Consider the following 17,390-nt stretch of genomic DNA (forward strand, 5'->3'; position numbering starts at 1 on the left):
AAAAGGAATAGAGAAATGATGAAGAACAAGAAACTGGCCGCTCTGCTCGGCCTGCTGCTCGCCGGAACCATGACTGTGTCCATGGCTGCCTGCGGTTCCGCCAACACCGCGTCTGACACTAAGTCCGACTCCTCCTCCCAGTCCTCCGACTCCGCCAAGAGCGACTCCTCCGACTCCTCCGATTCCGGCGCCGGCTTCGAAGAGGTCCCGGTCGGCCCGTCTGGCACCGCTGAAGAGCAGGATCAGGACGCCGGCCCGCTGACCGTGGGTGCCGTTTACTTCCAGCCGATCGATATGGAGCCGGCTTCCATGGGTCTCAAGGCCGCGGACGCCTCCTTCCACCTCGAAGCTGACATCCACGCCAACCAGAAGGGCACCGAACTCGGCTACGGTAAGGGCGACTTCATCCCGGACCTCACCGTGAACTACACCATCATCGACAAGTCCACAGGCAAGGAAGTCGAAGGCGGCACCGCCACCTCCGGTACCTTCATGCAGATGAACGCCTCCGACGGCCCGCACTACGGTGCCAACGTGAAGCTCGACAAGGCTGGCACCTACCAGCTCAAGCTCTCCATCGAGTCCCCGGCCGCCAAGGGCTGGATGCTCCACGTCGATCCTGAGACCGGCGTCAAGGGCCACTTCTGGACCGAGCCGATCGAGGTCACCTTCGACAACTGGGATTACACTCCTCGCCAATGGTGATTCCGTTCTTTTTCGGCTCCCTCTGATGAGGGAGCTGTCACAGTGAAGCTGTGACTGAGGGAGAGAAGGCGGCGTAAGCCGCAATATAAATGTCTTCCAGTCATCTTTACTGACAGCCCCCTCATCAGAGGGGGCTTTTGCCGGATAAAAGGACATAATTTGTATAGCCTCCTCTCTGGTAGAGGAGCCGAAGTACGGATTTAAGAAAGGGCGCGAATGCTGGAACAATTCGTTGCGGTGATGCCGGGGACGCTGGCCCCAGCGTTGCTGGTCATGTGCCTGAGCGTAATGCTCACGGTGGGCGAGGGCCGCGATAAGCCACTGAGCGCCTATTGGCGACTGTGGGGCCTTGGCATTGGCATCGTTGCCGCCATCGTATTCGCGGCCCTGAGAGCCACCGCGGTTATCAACCAGCGCACGTTCATCAACTATCCGGTGCTGATCGTCGCCGTCATCATCGATGTGCTGGCGCTTGCCGTGGTGCTGTGCGCGCATCTCATCACCCATAACTGGGCCAAACATGCGCTATGGATGCATGTGGCCAATGCCGTGGCCGCTGTGCAAATCGCGCTCACGGTGTTCTACGCGCTGCCGGACGTGATTCTGCAGCTCACCATCTGGGTCGAGCCTGGCGAGACCGCATTTACTTCTGCCATGCTGCTGCGTGCACTGGGCTTCCTGCTCGGCGTGGCCATGTCGATTATCGTGGCCGCCATCTTCCGCACGATGCGCACCACCGCAGTGCGCGCGGCCTTCACCGTGGCTGTCGTGGCCATGATGGCCATTCTGCTGATCCAGCACTTCACCGGTCTCGCGCAGATCTTGCAGGCACGCGGCTTCCCGATGAACCATACGATGTTCGTGGCCCTCGCTTGGTCCATCAACCATAATTCCGCAATGATCATGGCCCAGGCTCTGGTGTTCCTGATTCCCGCCGTGGCTTCAGTGGTGGCCGGTTTCCGTATGAAGACCCACGATGTGCCCGGTGCGAACGAAGCCACATTGCGTCGCCATAAGGCCTTCCGCCGTCACGCCATCGCCGCCGCCGTATGGAGCCTCATTGCAGCCATCGGCGTCACCGCAACCCTGACCGTAGGTGTGGCCGCCACCCATCAGACCATTACACTGTCCCCACCGGAGTCCTACTCGCTGAAGGACGGCGTGGCCACGATTCCGTTCACCCAAGTGGAGGACGGCCACCTGCATCGCTTCGAATACAAGGCCAAAGACGGCACCGTGATGCGCTTCATCATCATCCGCAAGAACGGCGGCGCGTACGGCATCGGCCTTGACGCCTGTGAGAACTGCGGCGACGCCGGCTACTACGAGAAGAACGGCAAGATCATCTGCAAGAAGTGCGAAGTGGCCATCAACCTGGCGACCATCGGCTTCAAGGGCGGCTGCAACCCGATTCCATTCCCGTACAAGACCGGCAACGGCAAAATCACCATCCAAACCACGGATCTGGATGCCCTGAGCGTCCACTTCCAGTGATCAGGGCAGGAGGCAAAAATCATGTTCTTTCTGCGAATGATCGCGCGGTCGTTCACGCGCCAGTTGCGTAGGCGTCTGCTCATCGCGCTGACCGTGTGCCTATCCGCCACGGTCAGCGTCTCGATGCTGGGCGTTGTGTTCGACGTGGGCGATAAGCTCAACGCCGAACTGTCCACCTATGGCTCGAACATCACCGTGCAGCCGAAGTCTGACGCCGTGGTGTCCGACCTGTACAACACCGAAGGCGGCGATGCCGGCACTTCGGGCGGTTCGGCCTCAGCCAGCGATCCGACCTCCTTCCTCAAGGAATCGGACGCGGCTAAGATCAAGACGATTTTCTGGGCGTTCAATATCACGAACTTTGCGCCTGAACTGAACCAGCACGTCACCGCCATCAATACCAAGCCGGTGACCGAAGGCAACGGCTGGTCGGTCAGCCTTGCCGACTACCCCACGCAGAAGAACGTTCCGGTGGTGGGTACCTGGTTCAACAAGAAGCTGAAGCTGCCTTCCGGCGAGACCACCGTGGTGGGCGTGGAAGGTATGCGTTCATGGTGGACGTTGCAGGGCCGCTGGCCGAAGGACGGCACCAAGGAAGCCGTTATTGGCAAGGACCTCGCCAAGTCGCTGGGTGTGAACGCCGGAAAATCTCACGAAGATGAGACTGCCGTGCAGGTTGGCGGCACGGTCTCGCTGATGCGCGGAGACAAGTCCATCGACTTCAAAATCGTCGGTGTCTACGATTCCGGCGATGACGACAACAGCGCAATGTATGTCTCCTCAGACCAGTTGCAATCGCTCGTGAACCTGCCGGATTCGGTGAACAAGATCGAAGTCAAGGCGCTGACCACGCCGGAGAACGACTTGGCCCGCAAGGCCGCCAAGAATCCAGCCGCGCTGAGCCAGGATGAATGGGAGACCTGGTACTGCACCGCCTACCCAAGCTCGATCGCCTACCAGATCGAAGAGGTGATTCCGGGAGCCGTGGCCAAGCAGGTGCGCCAGGTGGCGGCGTTGCAAGGCAATGTGCTGCAGAAGACGCAGGCTGTGATGATTTTGATGACAGTGCTGAGTCTGATTGCGGCAGCCGTGGCCGTGGCGAATCTTATGGTCGCTTCGATTGGCGAGCGGTCGGCTGAGCTGGCATTGCTGAAGGCGATTGGCGCGACGGATGGTGCGGTTTCACGTCTGATGATGGCTGAGACCGCGGCGATTTCGCTGCTGGGCGCTGTGGTGGGTGCCGGACTTGGCTCAGGCGTGGCACAGCTGATTGGTCATGTGGTATTCGGCTCGGGTATCACGATGCGGCCGATGGTATTCGTGCTCGTGTTCGTGTTGCTTGCGGTGACTGTGTTACTGGCTTCCGCTTCGTCGATTCGCTCGATTCTGAGTCTGAAGCCTGCGGAGGTGCTCCATGGTCGCTGAGTTCCATATCTTGGTTCCTTTTGAGGGGGCTGCTAAGGCGACCGAGATCTTCTTGGCCCCCTCTGATGAGGGGGCTGTCAGCGAAGCTGACTGGGGGAGAGAAGAACTACAGAAAGGAGAGTGCCGATGACGAATACCGGTATGTTCTTCAGAATGCTGTTCAGCGCGGTGTTCCGCCGTCGTTCGCGTGCGGTGATGGCTGTAGTGGCCTCTCTGGTGGGCGCTGCCACGCTGTTCTGCCTGGCGATGATCTGCATCGCCGTGCCGCAGCAGATGAACGAGGAAATGCGCGCGTATGGCGCGAACCTCATCGTCACGCCTACCGAATCCGGTGCGGACGGCAAGAACGGCATCGATTCGGCAATGGTCGAGCACACCACCGAGATGGTGGCGGCCAAGGGAACCGAAAAGCATGCCGCCTATCGATATGAGAACGTGCGCGTGAATGCGGCTCCTTATGTAATGGCTGGCATTGATGCCGCGGAAGTCAAGAATCTCAACCATCACTGGGTGGTGGACGGTAAGTGGCCGTCCGCTGGCAAAGTGCTGATTGGCCGTGACGTGGCCGATGCGATGGGCCTTGAAGTCGGCGGCCGCATCACCATCGGCTACCGCGCCTCCGACAACGCATCTACCTCGGCTCCCTCTGATGAGGGAGCTGGCTCCGCGAATGCGGAGACTGAGGGAGAGACCTCCAACAACACCGGTTCGCAGCAATCTGCGAATTCCTCTACCTCTGGCCAGACCTCCGGCCAGCAGACCCAAGACGGCCGCGTCTCCAGCGACATCATGGACACCTCTGGCACTGAATTCCGTGTCTCCGGCATCGTGGACACCGGTGGCAGCGAAGACTCCATCATCTACGCCACCAACGATGACGTAGCCAAGCTCACCGGCACCACGCGCGGCGTGGACGTCATCGAATACTCGGCCGGCACCGAAGATCTGAACGCCTTGGTCAAGAGCATCAACGCCATGACCTCGATGCACGTCAAGGCACAGCCAGTCACCAAGATCACCTCATCCGATACGCGCATCATCACGATGCTGCAGACCCTGTTCTGGATTGTGTCGTTGGTGGTGCTGGTGCTCACTCTCGTGGGCGTGGGCACGACGATCAGCTCGATTGTGTCCCAGCGTCGCAACGAGATTGGCCTACGCAAGGCTCTCGGCGCAAGCTCCGCGGCCATCGGCATCGAATTCTACGTGGAATCGGCCATGTATGGTCTGATTGGTGGTCTACTCGGCACGGCCATCGGCTTCGGTCTCGCGCAATGGCTGTGCGTGGCCGTGTTCAATCGCTCCATTGGCTTCAACTGGTGGCTGGCCGCCGGTTCGGTGATTCTGGCTTCACTGGTCGCCGTCATCGCCTCCATTCCGCCCGTTCACCGTGCCACCCGTATCGACCCGGCAGTCGTGCTGCGCGAAGAATAGGCTCCCCTCCCGGAGGGGGAGCCGCCGTGCTCAGTGGAGTGAAATAGACTTACTAGAAAATCAGGAGAACATCATGGATATGCTGCTTGAACTCGACCATATCTCGAAGATCTACGGCGACCTGCATGCCGTGGATGACCTGAGCCTCACCGTGCCGCAAGGCGAATGGCTGGCCATCGTGGGCTCATCCGGCTCCGGCAAAACCACGCTGATGAACATGATCGGCTGCATGGATACGCCATCCAAGGGCTCGGTGAAGCTCGAAGGACGCAAGCTGGAGGATCTGAACGCCGGCCAGCTGGCGGACGTACGCAAGAACCTCATCGGTCTGGTGTTCCAGAAGTTCTATCTTGTGCCACATCTGACCGCCGTGGAAAACGTGATGGTGGCGCAGTACTACCACTCGGTGGTCGATGAGAAGCAGGCCTTGGAAGCCTTGGAAAAGGTAGGATTGAAGGATCGCGCCCACCACCTGCCCGGCCAGCTTTCCGGTGGCGAGCAGCAGCGCGTATGCGTGGCCCGCGCATTAATCAATGAGCCGAAGCTGATTCTGGCCGACGAGCCCACCGGCAACCTGGATGAAAAGAACGAGAAGATCGTGCTCGACCTATTCCGCCAGCTGCACGAGCAAGGAACCACGATTATCGTGGTCACCCATGATGCATTGGTGGCAAGCTGCGCCGAACGTGAGATTATGTTGAACCACGGTGTGCTCGTAGGCGAGAAGTGGAATGACGAGAAGGCTCGTGAAGCCTATGAAGCCGCTGGTGGTAAGCCGGCCTCCACTGGCGCTAAGGTAGAGGGCGCTCAGACCGGCGAGACCGCCATCGGTTTCGCCGACCCCACCAAGGCCGCCAAAACGGCCAACTCGTTAAGCGAATAACCCAGTGGGTTATTCGTAGAGTTGGCTGAACGACGACAGTCGTGAAGTGATGTGACACGCTCGCCGAAGGCGAGTTTTTAGTTAAGGTGAAACGGTATGACTGACGCATTGAAGAAGTCCGCTACTCTGGCGGCCGCCGGCTTGGTGGTTGCCGGCGCGCTTTTGGCCGGCTGCGGCGAATCCAAGGCCACGCCTATGGATGATTCCTATGCCGGCAACTCCGGAGAGACCGAGAAATCCCAGGAGGAGCAATCGCAGTCGAGCGGTTCTGATTCCTCTGATTCCAGCTCGTCGGATTCCTCACAGGACAAGTCCTCCAGTACCACGTCCGATAAGAAGGATACCGGCAACTACAAGGATGGCGACTACTCCATCAACGGCCAGTACGGCCCGGTGGGTGAGGATTCCATCGACGTGCATCTGACCATCAAAGACGGCAACGTCGAAAACGTGGAGATTGTGGGCCATCCATTCACCACCATCTCCAAGAACCATCAGGATGCCTTCGCCAAGGCCATCAATGGCGTGGTGGACGGCAAGCCGCTGAAGGACCTCAAGGTCGACAAGGTGGCCGGTGCCAGCTGGACTTCCGATGCCTTCAACAAGGCTCTGGAAATCGCCCGGCAGGAAGCCTCCATCCAGCAATAGCCACCAGCGAACTACGCCAGCAGCGCAGGCCAGAGCAGATCGGTCATGCGCTGCGGCCAGGCGGCAATGTCGCTGTCGGCAGGATGCTGGTCGATGGCTTCATACGCCACCAGCGAGCCGATGATCGTGGAGAGCAGCAGCCGCTCATCCAGACCGGAACGGAACACACCCTCCGCGGCCCCCAAATTCAAGAAATTCCTGAGTTTGCCGAGCCATGGGGTCACCACCTGATCGACGATATGGTGAAAGAACTCAGCCTCGCTGGACAGTACAATGCCCACGCTGCGCACGTCGATGTTATTCGCGCGCACCCAATCCACCAATTTGCCCAGCATCACAGTGAAATGTTCGCGCGTGGGGCTCAACGTTGGTGACAGTTCATCTTCCGCATTCACCAAATACATGGCGCTGATGCCGCGCAGCAATTCGTTTGAGTTATGGTATCGGCGGTAAATGGTGGTTTTGGCCACGCCTGAACGCCGGGCCACCTCTTCAATGGTCACGCCGCTGATGCCACGCTCCACGGCAATCTGCAACGTGGCATGCATGAGTTTACGATCCGTGGCTTCACGCCGGCGCTCGGAACGCGGCACGGTCGGCGATGTGGCATCGGCCGCCGGTGTAGTCATTGTGGCAGTACCGGATACGGTTTCCATGACTTCTTCTTTCCTTAAATACCTTCCTCAAGGCCGTATCAGCTCAGTACCTTGGTGCTTTCCACCTTGGCCACATACCACTGGTTGAACTTCACCAACGGCTTGCGCAGCAGCAGACCGAGGAGCAGCAGTGGCGGCACGAACAGCAGCAGTAATCCGGCGGACTTCCAGTAGTCCAAGTTGTAAATGCCGGCGATGGCCGCGCGCATCATCGTTACCACATGAGTGAGCGGCAGGAATGGACTCACCTTGGAGATGAAGTCCGGCAGAATCTGTACCGGGTAGGCGGCGTTCGCGCCGGAGATCTGCACAATCAGCATGAGCACGCCAATGGCTTTGCCCACATTGCCGAAGCTCACCACCATCGTGTAGGTGAAGAATGAGAACACCAGCGAGCCCAGCCAGCCGGAAAGCATGAACAGCAGCGGATGCACCGCCTGCACATGCAGGAACAGCAAGTCGCCGGCCAACGACACCGTGGACTGCATCAGGGCGATTAGCGCGAATACGCCGTAATGGCCGAAGAACAGCTGATGCGGGCGTGGGTCGCCAAGTTCACGGCGAATCTTGCGCGATACCGTGGTCTTCAGCGTGACCACCATGAGTAGTGCGCCCACCCATAGCGGAATCAGCGTGTAGAACGGAGCCATCGAGGAGCCGAAGTTCGCCACAGGGAACACGGCCTTGCGCTTGAGCTGCACCGGAGCGGCCAATGTGCTGGCCAGGGCCTCCGGATCATTGCCGAGCACTTCCTTGACCATGCTCATATCGCCGCTGTTCAGGGCATCGGCGAGCTTGGTGTTGAAGGAACTCAGTTCGGAGCTTGCCTCGTTGAGTTTGTCGGAAACCTTGTTGAGCGTGGTACGGGCATCCGCGAGCATCGTATTGGTGTCGCCGGAAGCGTCTTCCACATCACCCAGCGTGGTCTTCAACTGTGCGGAGCTGGATTGCAGAATGCCGGAAGCATCGGAAGCGGAAGCAGCAAGCGACTCGATCTGCGGCTTCACATTCGTGGCGAAATCCGACTTCACACTGGCGATGCTGTTCTTCGCCTGAGTGGCCAGGTCCTTGACCTGCTGATGCTTATTCTGCACTTCCGTATTCTTATTGCGCACATCATCCGCCGCGGCATTCAACGCATCCTTCAGCTTGGTTTGACGGGCGATTGAACGATTCAACGCCTTAATGACGGTTGCGTCATCGCCCAGAATGCCGGCGAGTGTATCGCGAATCGACGTGTACTGGGCAATCTGATCGGCGACTGCGAAAGCTTGGGCATCCAGTTCCTTGGCCACAGTGGTGGAACCGTTATTGGCATCTTGATACAGGCTGTCGATGGAATCGGAGACCGCGCCAAAACTCTTGGAGCTTGCATCCAACGCCTTGCTCATCGCATCGGTGGTGGTGGTCAATGCGCCAGCCACATCGGTTACGCCCTGCTTGGCGGTTTTGAGATTCTTGCTGGCTGTCGTAGCCGAATCGGAAGCCTGCTGAATAAGACTGTTTGAGGTCTCCAGCAGCGTCTGCGCGGAATCGGTGAGCGCGCTGTAGGTTCCCAATGTGGCGGATGTGCTGGTCAATTGCGTGGCGAAGTCGGCGATGTTCGCGTTGAAGGCCGTGAGCTGCTGCTTGGCCTCCGGTTTATTAAGCTGGTCGGCCAGCGAGGAAGCGATTTCCAATCCGGCGGAGGTAATCGTCTTGGCAAACGTGGTATTGATCTCCGCGGCAACCTCGTCGGTGCCCTCGTTCAGCAGGTTCGGGGCCAGCGCGTTCTTCTTTTCGTTGCGGTAGTAGGTCAGCTTGGCATGCTGTACATCGTCGGAGAAGAAGGTCATCATGTCTTTGCTGAAGGACTTCGGAATAACGATGGCCGCATAGTATTTGCCAGATTTTGCGCCATCGATGGCGTCATCCTTGGAAGTGATCGTCCAGTCGAGCTGGCTGTTCGCACGCAACGCGTTCACCACCTGATCGCCCACGGTGACCTTCACCGGAATCAGATCGGAGCGGTAGCCCTCATCCACATTGGCCACGGCGAACTTCAAGTTCGACATGTTCGAGAACGGATCCCAGCAGGCGGCCACGTTAAACCAGGTGAACAGACCGGGGATCATCACCAAACCGATGACGATAATGATGGAGACCACATTGCTGGTCAGACGCTTCACGTCTCCAATAAACAGTTTCCAGATTTTGCTCATCGTGCGTGCTTGCCTTCCTTGTTCTGGGCAATGCCGTGCAGGTTTGTAAGATTCGTCAGATTCGCGATTTCATTGAGATTCTTGCCGGTCAGATTTGGAAGCCGGGTAGTGGGCGCATCGCTGCTGTTGGAGGATTCGGCATGGCGGCCGTACAACATCGAACGAATCGATTCGTCGGAAAGATTGCCAAGCTCGGTTTGGCGGCGAATGGAATCTCGCATGTATTCCACCACCATCAGGAAGCCGATGATGATCAGCACCCAGGCCAGCCATGTGGCCATCACCACGATCTTCTCGCTGGTGGTCAGGGAGAAGACGATGATCAGGATGGCCGGCACCACGAATCCGGCGATCAGCGCGCCGAGCAGCAGCTTCGGATACTGCTGGGTGAACTTGGCGGCGCGGCGCTCAATCGCATGCTTGTATTCGCTGCGGTTGGCCAGAGCGGAAATCGCCTGCGTGACTTTGTATTCGCTGGCTTCGATATGCACCGGCTCGCCGAGAATCATGTCGCTCTCCTCGATTTCGCGGGCGAACAAACGATTCAGGTTGGCGAGCTTCGGGCGTGCCACCAGACCCAGCAGGAAGGCGAGAACGGCGAAAATCAGTAGTTTGCCGATATATCCGAACCATTGGCCGTCATAGAAGCCGCCGATGGTTTCGCGCATCGCGTCAATCGAGTAGGTGAACGGCAACATCGGGTAAATGACGCGGAAGAACTTCGGCATCATCTCAATCGGGTACAGGCCGGAAGCGCCTGGCACCTGCAGAATCACCAACGCCACGCAAATGCCCTTGCCCACATGCATGAATGTGGTGGAGAGGGCGAAGATGAACGACATATACACCAATGAGGTAATCCAACAGGTGAGCAGGAACACCGGGATGCTCGCGCATTGCATGCCGAGCACCAGGTCGCCGATGCCGGTTACCAGGCCCTGTGCAGAAGCCAGCGTGGCCAGCAGGAAGAAACGGCCCAGATAGCCTTGCGTAGGTGTCAGGCCATCAATGCCCTCATTGTCGGTTTCGAGCTTCGGAATCACCACGAGCACGAATGCGCCCACCCACAGGGCCAACGTGGTGAACAGCGGAGCCATGCCGGAACCATACGAAGACACCGCGTAGATGGTCTTCTCGTTGATCACGGTGGGGGACATCATGAAGTCGGCGATTTTGCTTGCATCAAGCGACCCGTCGCTGTCGATTAGCGAATCGAGCGACGTGGAGATGCTCATCGCCTTGATATCGGTGGCCAATGTACCGAGCTTGTTCTGTACAGTGGCCAGTGCTTTATCGGTATCGGTGAGCGCGGTTTTGGTTGATGTTACGGCCTTGTCCAGCTGGTCGAGCGCGTTCTTGGATTGGCTGATCAGCGAATCCTGAGACGTAATGTCGTTGGAGAGCGTGATCGCCGTGGTGCTCAAGGTATTGAGCCCATTGTTCAGCTGCGGCAACGAGCCGGAAACCAAGGTGCTGCGGGCGTCATTGGTGGCCTGCAGCGTGGTTTGCGTGGCGGTGTTGAGATTATCCGCCAGTCCGGCGGTGTTCTTGGATGCGCTGCCAATCGAATTGTTGAGATCGTCGAGATTGCCGAGCGTATTGCCGAGTTGGCTGTTGCGCTTCTCCAACTGGTCGATGGCCGACTTCAGCGGCTCCTGATTGGCGCTCGGCAGATCTTTGAGCGTGGCCAGAATGTCCGCGTTCGCCTGATTGATGTCTTCGGCGGTATTGAGCATGCCGCCGACCTGCTGGTTCGCGGCATTGATCACGCCGGTGACTGTACCGACATTCTGATTGGCCTGTGCAGAGGCTTGGCTGAGCAGACTTGACCCCTGGTCCAATGCGCCGGACGTGGAGGTGACGAACCCGTTCATGCTGTTCTGCGCAGTGCCGATGAGCTTGGAGGTGCCTGCCAGACCCTCGGCCGCGTCAATGCCGAGTTTGCGGGCATCCTCCAACGCCTGACGCGCGGTGCGGGTCTTGTTGGGCGCGTCATCCAGTTTGGTCTGCAGCTTGGCGATGGTATTGCGCGTGTGCTGCACATCGCTGGAAGCCTCATTCAGCGATGTGACGGTTTTCGCCTTGGTCTTGTCTCCGGTTTGGAGCGCCTTGTCGCCAACCTTGTTGATGGTTTCGGTCAGCACCTTAGACACCGTGGAGACGAACGTGGAGTTCACCGTGCGATCCACCGTGGAGGCCCCAACGTCGGTGACCTTGGGGGCGATGGCGCTGGCCTTCTCGTTGACGTAATACTCTAACGTGGGCTTGGATTCGCCGCCGGTCACCACGCCGGCCAGCGAATCGGAGAAATCCTTCGGAATCACGATGGCGGCGTAGGCTTTTCCGGACTGCACCATATCCATCGCTTCGGCTTCGGAAACGAACGTCCAGCCGAGCTGATCGTTGTTCTTCATCTGGTCCACGATCTGGCCGCCGAGGTTCTGCTTGCCAATCAGGGCATTGTCGGTGCCGGCATCGTTGTTGGCCACGGCCACGGTGATGCCTTTGGTATTGCCGTATGGGTTCCAGAAGCCGATGATGTTGTACCAGGAATACAGCGGCGGGATGAATACCATGCCGAAGAGAATCACCCATGCGGCTGGCACTCGGAACAGGCGCATGAAATCGCGCTTGAGGACCTTGAGAATGTTGCCCACTGATTACCCCCGGAGCCTGTTGTGCTTGCTGTGCTGTGTGCAGTGCTACGCGCATGATGCCCGGCATTGCCTAGGCATGATTGTGCGCTACGTTTTCCGTAGCGATACGTTAAGCGTAGCGCTACGCATTGAGTAGCGTAATACGGCGTCGGGAGATTTTGGTCTGGGTTGGCCGAAAATGGCCGGATATGACAACGCCCAGCGTAATCGCGCGGATTAACCGTGCGTCGCTGGGCATTGTGTCCAATTATTTGATGGAGTGGCAAGTCAGCTCTCGATAGTGCCGGTATCGGTGCTGGTGCCGCTCTGCTGGCTGGAAGAGGAGCCGGTGGAACCGGAGGAGCTGGACGAATCGGAACCGGAGCTGCTGTTGCCGTCGGTGGACTGGCCATTGCCGGAGCCGGACTTGCCATTGGACTGGCCGGGCATGCCTCCCGGCATGCCGCCGCCCTGACCCTGCGACTGACCGCCTTGGGAGCTGGATCCGCCCGGCATCTGCATCTGCTGGCTGGAAGTGGTCCTGGATCCATGGGAGATTGCGCCATATGCCAGTCCGCCGCCGAGACCGCCAAGGATGCCGCAGCCCAGGCTGATGCCTACGATGATGGCCACGGCCTTGCCGGTGATGGCCTTGACCGGGGAATCATGATTGATGGCTGCAGCAGTACCGAAACGATTCGGCTGAGGCGCATTCATGCGAGACTGCTGGGTCTGCTGCCAGTTCCAGTTGGGGTTGCTGGCGTTACCGGAAGCGCCGACTGGCTGCGCGGTGTTGGGCTGCGCAGTGCCTTGAGCATTGTTGGCATATGCAGTGCCATTGGCAATCGGCTCGGTTGCTGCGGTATCAGTGGTGTTCTTGGCTGGAATGTTCGGGTTGATGTTGTTGCTGGTCATGATGGGATCCTTTCGGGGAAGTGTGTAATGGAATGATTGGAACGACTGGAGGGGAGAGGAGTCTGCGGCGAATAATCCAATCGGATTAGGTGTTCGCTACATGCTCCAGGATGTGGAAGTGCCGAATTCGCTGTCGAAATCGGAGCGGTCAATGAGGTCGGTGCTGAGCGTGGTATCGCTGCTGGTGGCGGAATCCGGCAATGTGGTGCCGTAATTGCCTGTCACCGTGACGGTCGCCGAACCGGTGCCCTTCACCACGGTTTTGCCGCCGGCCACAATGGTCGCGGTGTTGCCGTCCGAATCAACCACCGAACCGCCGTTGGCCACATTCAGCGCAGAAACAGTAGTGTCGCCGGTTACCACCCAGGTCGAGGTGCCGTCTACGTTCACCGTGATTGGCGCATCGGAGGTGGTGCTATCGGTGGCGCTCGCGTTCTTGGTGATGCTCGCCTTGCCGGTCCAGGTTGAACCGTCCAACAGGTTGAGCGTCACCGAGGAGATGGTGTCGGCGGCAACCGTGCCATTCAGCGTCTGGTTGCGCCCGGTGAATACCACCGTTGCGCCATTTGAGCCAGCTGAACCCCAATTATTGGAGTCATTGCCGGCTGCGGTGATGAGCGCTGCCTTGGTGGAGTCGAAGTCCAATGTGGTGTTGGAAAGCACTACGTCAGCCGTGGTGTTCGTGAAGTAGAACATCGAACCGGATTCGATGGACGACTTCAGTGTGGAGTCGGCGGCTTGGAAAGTGGCGTGCTCGCCGGTGGTGGATTCGGCATCGCCTGAGGTTGACTGGTAGATGATCACGCCATTGGCCACCGGGTCGCTCGCGGTTTTGCCGGTTACCGTGCTGGTGAGCGTGGAATCCTTGATCAGGATCGTATTGAGACCTTCCATGCCGGCGATCTGCGAGCCGGTGGACGTGCCGGTCACGCCCGACACCTGCACATTGCCGGTTGAGTACAGCAGCGGCGAGCCGGAGCCAGCTGTGCTGAGCTCGGAGTCGGTGGCGGAAATCGAGCCTCCGCCACGGTCGGTGGCGATGGTGGCGCTGTGGTCGCCCTTGGTGGTAGCGGTGATGGCGCTCGCCAGGATTGTGCCACTATAGGTGGCGTCGAGTCCGCGGGAATTATCGGCGGACGTGTTGATGGTCACGTCATTGGCCAGCACGGTGCCGGAATCGGTGGCGAAGATGCCGTTCGAGCCGGAACTGGAAGCATTAATCGAGGAGCCGGAAATAATGGTTTTCGAATCCTCGCCCACGGTCAGCGACACCGAGTTGGTGCCATAGAAGTTGTTGTTGTCGGCGTTATCCGAGTCACCGGACTTGTTCAACGTGGCGTTGATGAGCGTCAGCGTGCCGCCGTTCTGGGCCAGTGCTGCGTTCTGGTCGGACTCCGTGGCCTCAGTGGTTTCGCCGTCAGAGGTCACTTCCTTGCCGTCCGCGGTGAGCGCGCCGGAATACGTGCCGGTGTAGTCGTAATTCATCGTGTTCGCGCCACCGCCGGGCTGGCCTTGCAATATGGCGCTGCTATTGGAACTTGAGCTGCGGCCCCAGCCGAGGCTGCCGGCGATGGCCGTGCCTGCCATGCCATATCCGAATCCGGTGACCAGGGAGATGGCCGCTGCGGTGGCGGCTGCCTTACCGAGCGGCATATGCGCGAATCGACGTGCTTTGGCGCTGCCGTCTGCGGTGGTCGTCCGCCGCTTGCCGAACGAAGAGATGCTGGTCATGATGGTTCCTTTCGCGAGACTGTTCGGCTGAACCCCGCGCTTGCGGTGGGATGCAGCCAAACATTGCTTGTCTGTGATGATTCAAGTACACAGCGAAAGGCCTAATGTCGGCTTGGGCGGCAGGTAAGGGAATCCGTAAGTTACGGCAATGGTTTCTGGAAGGTTTTTGGACGTTTCCTGAAAGCGCTGACGATTATTCAGCGTGTGCTGTTGCGTACCACCAATTCGGTGGGCAGTGTGACGCCAACCGGCTGCTCACCGTTGATCAGGCGCATCAGCTGATCGACCAGATGCTTGCCGATGGCTGCGAACGGCTGTCGAATCGTGGTCAGAGCGGGGTCGGCGAGTGTGGCTGCCGAGGAATCATCGAAGCCTACGATCTGCACATCGTCCGGAACCTTGAGTCCGCGTGCGCGCAACGCTTTGATGGCGCCGGCGGCCATGGTATCCGATGAAACGAAGACGCCATCGATGGCGGGGTCGGAGTCAAGCAGCTGAATCATGGCGGTTTCACCGCTGTCTGCGGAGTAATCGCCGTGCACGATGCGATCTTGTGCATTGCCGGAGTCATCGGCGAACGTGGCCACAGTATCGAGGAAGCCGTGCATGCGGTCGCGTGTGCCGCTGGGGCCTGCAGGACCGGCGATCATCGCGATATGCTTCGCTCCGCGCTCGTGCAGATATTCGCAGGCTTTGCGCGCGCCGCCATAATCCTCGACGTGCACATAGCCTACGGGCAAGGTCTCGTCAGACGGCTGTTCGGCGATGACCGTAGGGATGCCGGCCTCGACCAAACCGTTCAGCATTTCGCTGGAATCCTTATGCCAGGCCACTTGGATGACGCCGTCAACATGGCCGGCCTGCAGGTAGGCGAGATTACGTTTGGCTTCATCCTGGTTGTCGGTGGTCATCAGGATGAAGGAGACCCCTTTTTTACCGAGCTCATCGGCCACGGCCCTCAAGAGCGCGGCGAAGTTCGGGTCCTCAAACAGCAGTTTTTGCGGTTCTCCCAGCAGGAACGCCACCGATCCGGCGCGACCGGTCACCAGCGCGCGGGCATGACTGTTGGCCACATAACCGGTCTGTTCGATGGCTGCCTTGATATTGGCGGCGGCGTCCTGGCTCACCCATTTGCGACCGTTGAGATAGCGGGACACAGTGGCGCGGGAAACGCCGGCAATACGTGCAACGTCGTGGATGGTGGCTTTGTGCTGGTTCACTCGAAACCTTTCATGCGGAATGTCCGCTTGTGCGGATAGCCCGCGGAAGTTGAAACGCTCCCATTGTAGCCGGTGGCGATTGCTCGGCATACACAACGGCCGCACGCCCCGGAAGGGCAATGCGGCCGTTGCATATGGTGCGATGATGCTAGTACGGTATCAGGCCTCAACCTGCTTGCTGTCGTTGCGCATCAGCAGCGAGCCGCCGATCACGAACACGGCGATGAGCACTGCAAGCAGCAGGTAGGCGTGGTGGAAGCCGAGCTGGGTGTACATGTTGCCCATCACCAGCGAGAAGATGGTCAGACCAATCTGCTTGGCGGTGCCGAAGCCGTACATGTAAACCGTGGCGGAGAGGCGCTTATCGAACACGCGGGTGATGTACTTCATCACGGAGACCAGCATGAACGGCATCTCCAGGGCGGCGAGCAAACGCCAGAAGACCAGCATCGGGATGGTGTTGATGAAGGCGCAGCCGAGCACGCGCACGAACAGGATGCCGCCGTAGATCAGCAGGCCGGTCTTGGCGCCAATCTTGTTGATCAGAGCCGGCATGAACAGCATGCAGATGGCCTCAAGCAGAATCTGGACGGAGACCACGCGGCTGAAGAAGGTGGCACCGGCGGTGGCGTCGGAGAAGAAGGAGGCGAAGTAGTTCGGGAACTGCTGATCGAACACGTCGTACATGGTGGCAGAGCCGATGATCAGCAGGCAGAAGCCCCAGAAGCTGCGGTTCTTGAAGATGGAAACCCACTCTTCGCGGGAGATCGGCTCGTTATCCTCATCTTCGCCTTCGGTGGCCTTGACAGCGCCGGCCATGTGGTCCTCAGGCAGCTTGACGATGGAGATCAGCACGAGTAGCACGGCTGCGCAGAAGGTCATTGCCCAGAAGATGGAGCCGGTGTTCTTGGCCCACATGATGCCGCCCACAAAGGAAGCGGTAGCACCGGCCAGGGAGCCGAACAGACGTGCGTGGCCATACTCGAAGTGGTAGGCGCGGGAGGAACGCTCGTTGTAGGCCTCAATAACGCCAACGCCGCCGTTCAGGCACAGGCTCAGGTAAGCGCCCATCACGATGGCGCCGAGAATCTGGTTAACGCCGATGAGCGGCAGGAACACCCACTGGAACAGCGGGCCGAGGAAGAGGATGCAGCAGACCACGAAGATGAACAGGCCCTTCTTCAGGCCGAGGCGATCCTGAATCGGTCCGAAGATCGGCTGCAGAATCAGCGCGCCGAACGACATGATGGAGAACACGAGGCCGGATGCGGTGGTGTCCATGCCGGCCGGGCCCTTCAACCAGTACGGCAGGAAGGTGAAGATGAGCTGCCAGACGGCGAAGTAGAAGAAGTAGAGTCCGCCGAAGTTCCAGAAAATGCCGCGCTTCAGTGAGCTCAGCAGAGAGGTTGATTGTTCCTGTGCCATGATGATTCCGTTTCTTG

13 protein-coding genes and 1 pseudogene are annotated in these 17,390 nt (G+C 59.1%); 7 read left to right on the forward strand and 7 right to left on the reverse strand.

Annotation, left to right across the window (positions count from 1 at the left end; genetic code table 11):
* Window positions 1-15: 15 nt before the first annotated feature.
* The 7 genes and pseudogenes from CSQ86_RS01090 to CSQ86_RS01115 all read left to right on the forward strand — a co-directional run bounded on the left by CSQ86_RS01090 (window position 16) and on the right by CSQ86_RS01115 (window position 6,589).
* Window positions 16-705, forward strand: a complete 690-nt coding sequence (locus tag CSQ86_RS01090) for an iron transporter (protein WP_100493309.1) — start codon at window positions 16-18, stop codon at window positions 703-705.
* Window positions 706-921: 216 nt separating this feature from the next.
* Window positions 922-2,199, forward strand: coding sequence for a DUF2318 domain-containing protein (locus tag CSQ86_RS01095; protein ID WP_100493310.1), 1,278 nt, complete (start codon window positions 922-924; stop codon window positions 2,197-2,199).
* Window positions 2,200-2,322: 123 nt separating this feature from the next.
* The gene (locus CSQ86_RS01100) at window positions 2,323-3,624 is read left to right on the forward strand and encodes an ABC transporter permease (RefSeq protein ID WP_423734795.1); all 1,302 of its coding nucleotides are present in this window, start codon (window positions 2,323-2,325) and stop codon (window positions 3,622-3,624) included.
* Between the two features lie 126 nt (window positions 3,625-3,750).
* Window positions 3,751-4,260: pseudogene (locus CSQ86_RS10050) on the forward strand (ABC transporter permease); the annotation flags it as partial.
* A gap of 408 nt (window positions 4,261-4,668) precedes the next feature.
* The gene (locus CSQ86_RS10055) at window positions 4,669-5,058 is read left to right on the forward strand and encodes an ABC transporter permease (RefSeq protein ID WP_423734796.1); all 390 of its coding nucleotides are present in this window, start codon (window positions 4,669-4,671) and stop codon (window positions 5,056-5,058) included.
* Window positions 5,059-5,137: 79 nt separating this feature from the next.
* The gene (locus tag CSQ86_RS01110) at window positions 5,138-5,941 is read left to right on the forward strand and encodes an ABC transporter ATP-binding protein (RefSeq protein WP_100493723.1); all 804 of its coding nucleotides are present in this window, start codon (window positions 5,138-5,140) and stop codon (window positions 5,939-5,941) included.
* Between the two features lie 96 nt (window positions 5,942-6,037).
* Window positions 6,038-6,589 (forward strand): FMN-binding protein, encoded by a 552-nt coding sequence (locus CSQ86_RS01115; protein ID WP_100493313.1) that lies wholly within the window; start codon window positions 6,038-6,040, stop codon window positions 6,587-6,589.
* An 11-nt stretch (window positions 6,590-6,600) separates the two neighbouring features.
* Here CSQ86_RS01115 and CSQ86_RS01120 read toward each other — a convergent pair whose 3' ends face one another.
* The 7 genes from CSQ86_RS01120 to CSQ86_RS01150 form a co-directional block, all read right to left on the reverse strand.
* Entirely contained in the window at window positions 6,601-7,218 is a 618-nt protein-coding gene (locus CSQ86_RS01120; RefSeq protein ID WP_423734797.1) for a TetR/AcrR family transcriptional regulator, read from the reverse strand.
* 65 nt (window positions 7,219-7,283) lie between these two features.
* Window positions 7,284-9,446 carry a YhgE/Pip domain-containing protein gene (locus tag CSQ86_RS01125; protein ID WP_100493314.1) on the reverse strand — a complete coding sequence of 721 codons (2,163 nt, stop codon included), beginning with the start codon at window positions 9,444-9,446 and terminating at the stop codon, window positions 7,284-7,286.
* A complete protein-coding gene (locus CSQ86_RS01130; RefSeq protein WP_100493315.1) occupies window positions 9,443-12,103 on the reverse strand; it encodes a YhgE/Pip domain-containing protein in 2,661 nt (886 codons plus the stop codon). The genes CSQ86_RS01125 and CSQ86_RS01130 overlap by 4 nt, the downstream gene beginning before the upstream one ends.
* 267 nt (window positions 12,104-12,370) lie before the next feature.
* Complete coding sequence (locus CSQ86_RS01135; protein WP_100493316.1) at window positions 12,371-12,997, reverse strand: hypothetical protein; 627 nt, start codon at window positions 12,995-12,997, stop codon at window positions 12,371-12,373.
* A gap of 96 nt (window positions 12,998-13,093) precedes the next feature.
* Entirely contained in the window at window positions 13,094-14,728 is a 1,635-nt protein-coding gene (locus CSQ86_RS01140) for a beta strand repeat-containing protein (protein WP_243387540.1), read from the reverse strand.
* Between the two features lie 197 nt (window positions 14,729-14,925).
* Window positions 14,926-15,948: a LacI family DNA-binding transcriptional regulator gene (locus CSQ86_RS01145; RefSeq protein ID WP_165773692.1), complete on the reverse strand. Its 1,023-nt coding sequence runs from the start codon at window positions 15,946-15,948 to the stop codon at window positions 14,926-14,928.
* A 159-nt stretch (window positions 15,949-16,107) separates the two neighbouring features.
* Window positions 16,108-17,373, reverse strand: coding sequence for an oligosaccharide MFS transporter (locus CSQ86_RS01150; protein WP_207761536.1), 1,266 nt, complete (start codon window positions 17,371-17,373; stop codon window positions 16,108-16,110).
* Window positions 17,374-17,390: the final 17 nt, after the last annotated feature.

It is taken from the genome of Bifidobacterium felsineum, from assembly GCF_002802915.1.
Taxonomy (GTDB): Bacteria; Actinomycetota; Actinomycetes; order Actinomycetales; family Bifidobacteriaceae; genus Bifidobacterium; species Bifidobacterium felsineum.

Coding starts and splice junctions, on each gene's coding strand:
- CSQ86_RS01110 (WP_100493723.1), top strand. CDS start 5,138: ATGCTGCTTGAACTCGACCATATCTCGAAGATCTACGGCGACCTGCAT.
- CSQ86_RS01100 (WP_423734795.1), top strand. CDS start 2,323: ATGCTGGGCGTTGTGTTCGACGTGGGCGATAAGCTCAACGCCGAACTG.
- CSQ86_RS01140 (WP_243387540.1), bottom strand. CDS start 14,728: ATGACCAGCATCTCTTCGTTCGGCAAGCGGCGGACGACCACCGCAGAC.
- CSQ86_RS10055 (WP_423734796.1), top strand. CDS start 4,669: ATGCTGCAGACCCTGTTCTGGATTGTGTCGTTGGTGGTGCTGGTGCTC.
- CSQ86_RS01090 (WP_100493309.1), top strand. CDS start 16: ATGATGAAGAACAAGAAACTGGCCGCTCTGCTCGGCCTGCTGCTCGCC.
- CSQ86_RS01095 (WP_100493310.1), top strand. CDS start 922: ATGCTGGAACAATTCGTTGCGGTGATGCCGGGGACGCTGGCCCCAGCG.
- CSQ86_RS01150 (WP_207761536.1), bottom strand. CDS start 17,373: ATGGCACAGGAACAATCAACCTCTCTGCTGAGCTCACTGAAGCGCGGC.
- CSQ86_RS01120 (WP_423734797.1), bottom strand. CDS start 7,218: ATGACTACACCGGCGGCCGATGCCACATCGCCGACCGTGCCGCGTTCC.
- CSQ86_RS01125 (WP_100493314.1), bottom strand. CDS start 9,446: ATGAGCAAAATCTGGAAACTGTTTATTGGAGACGTGAAGCGTCTGACC.
- CSQ86_RS01135 (WP_100493316.1), bottom strand. CDS start 12,997: ATGACCAGCAACAACATCAACCCGAACATTCCAGCCAAGAACACCACT.
- CSQ86_RS01115 (WP_100493313.1), top strand. CDS start 6,038: ATGACTGACGCATTGAAGAAGTCCGCTACTCTGGCGGCCGCCGGCTTG.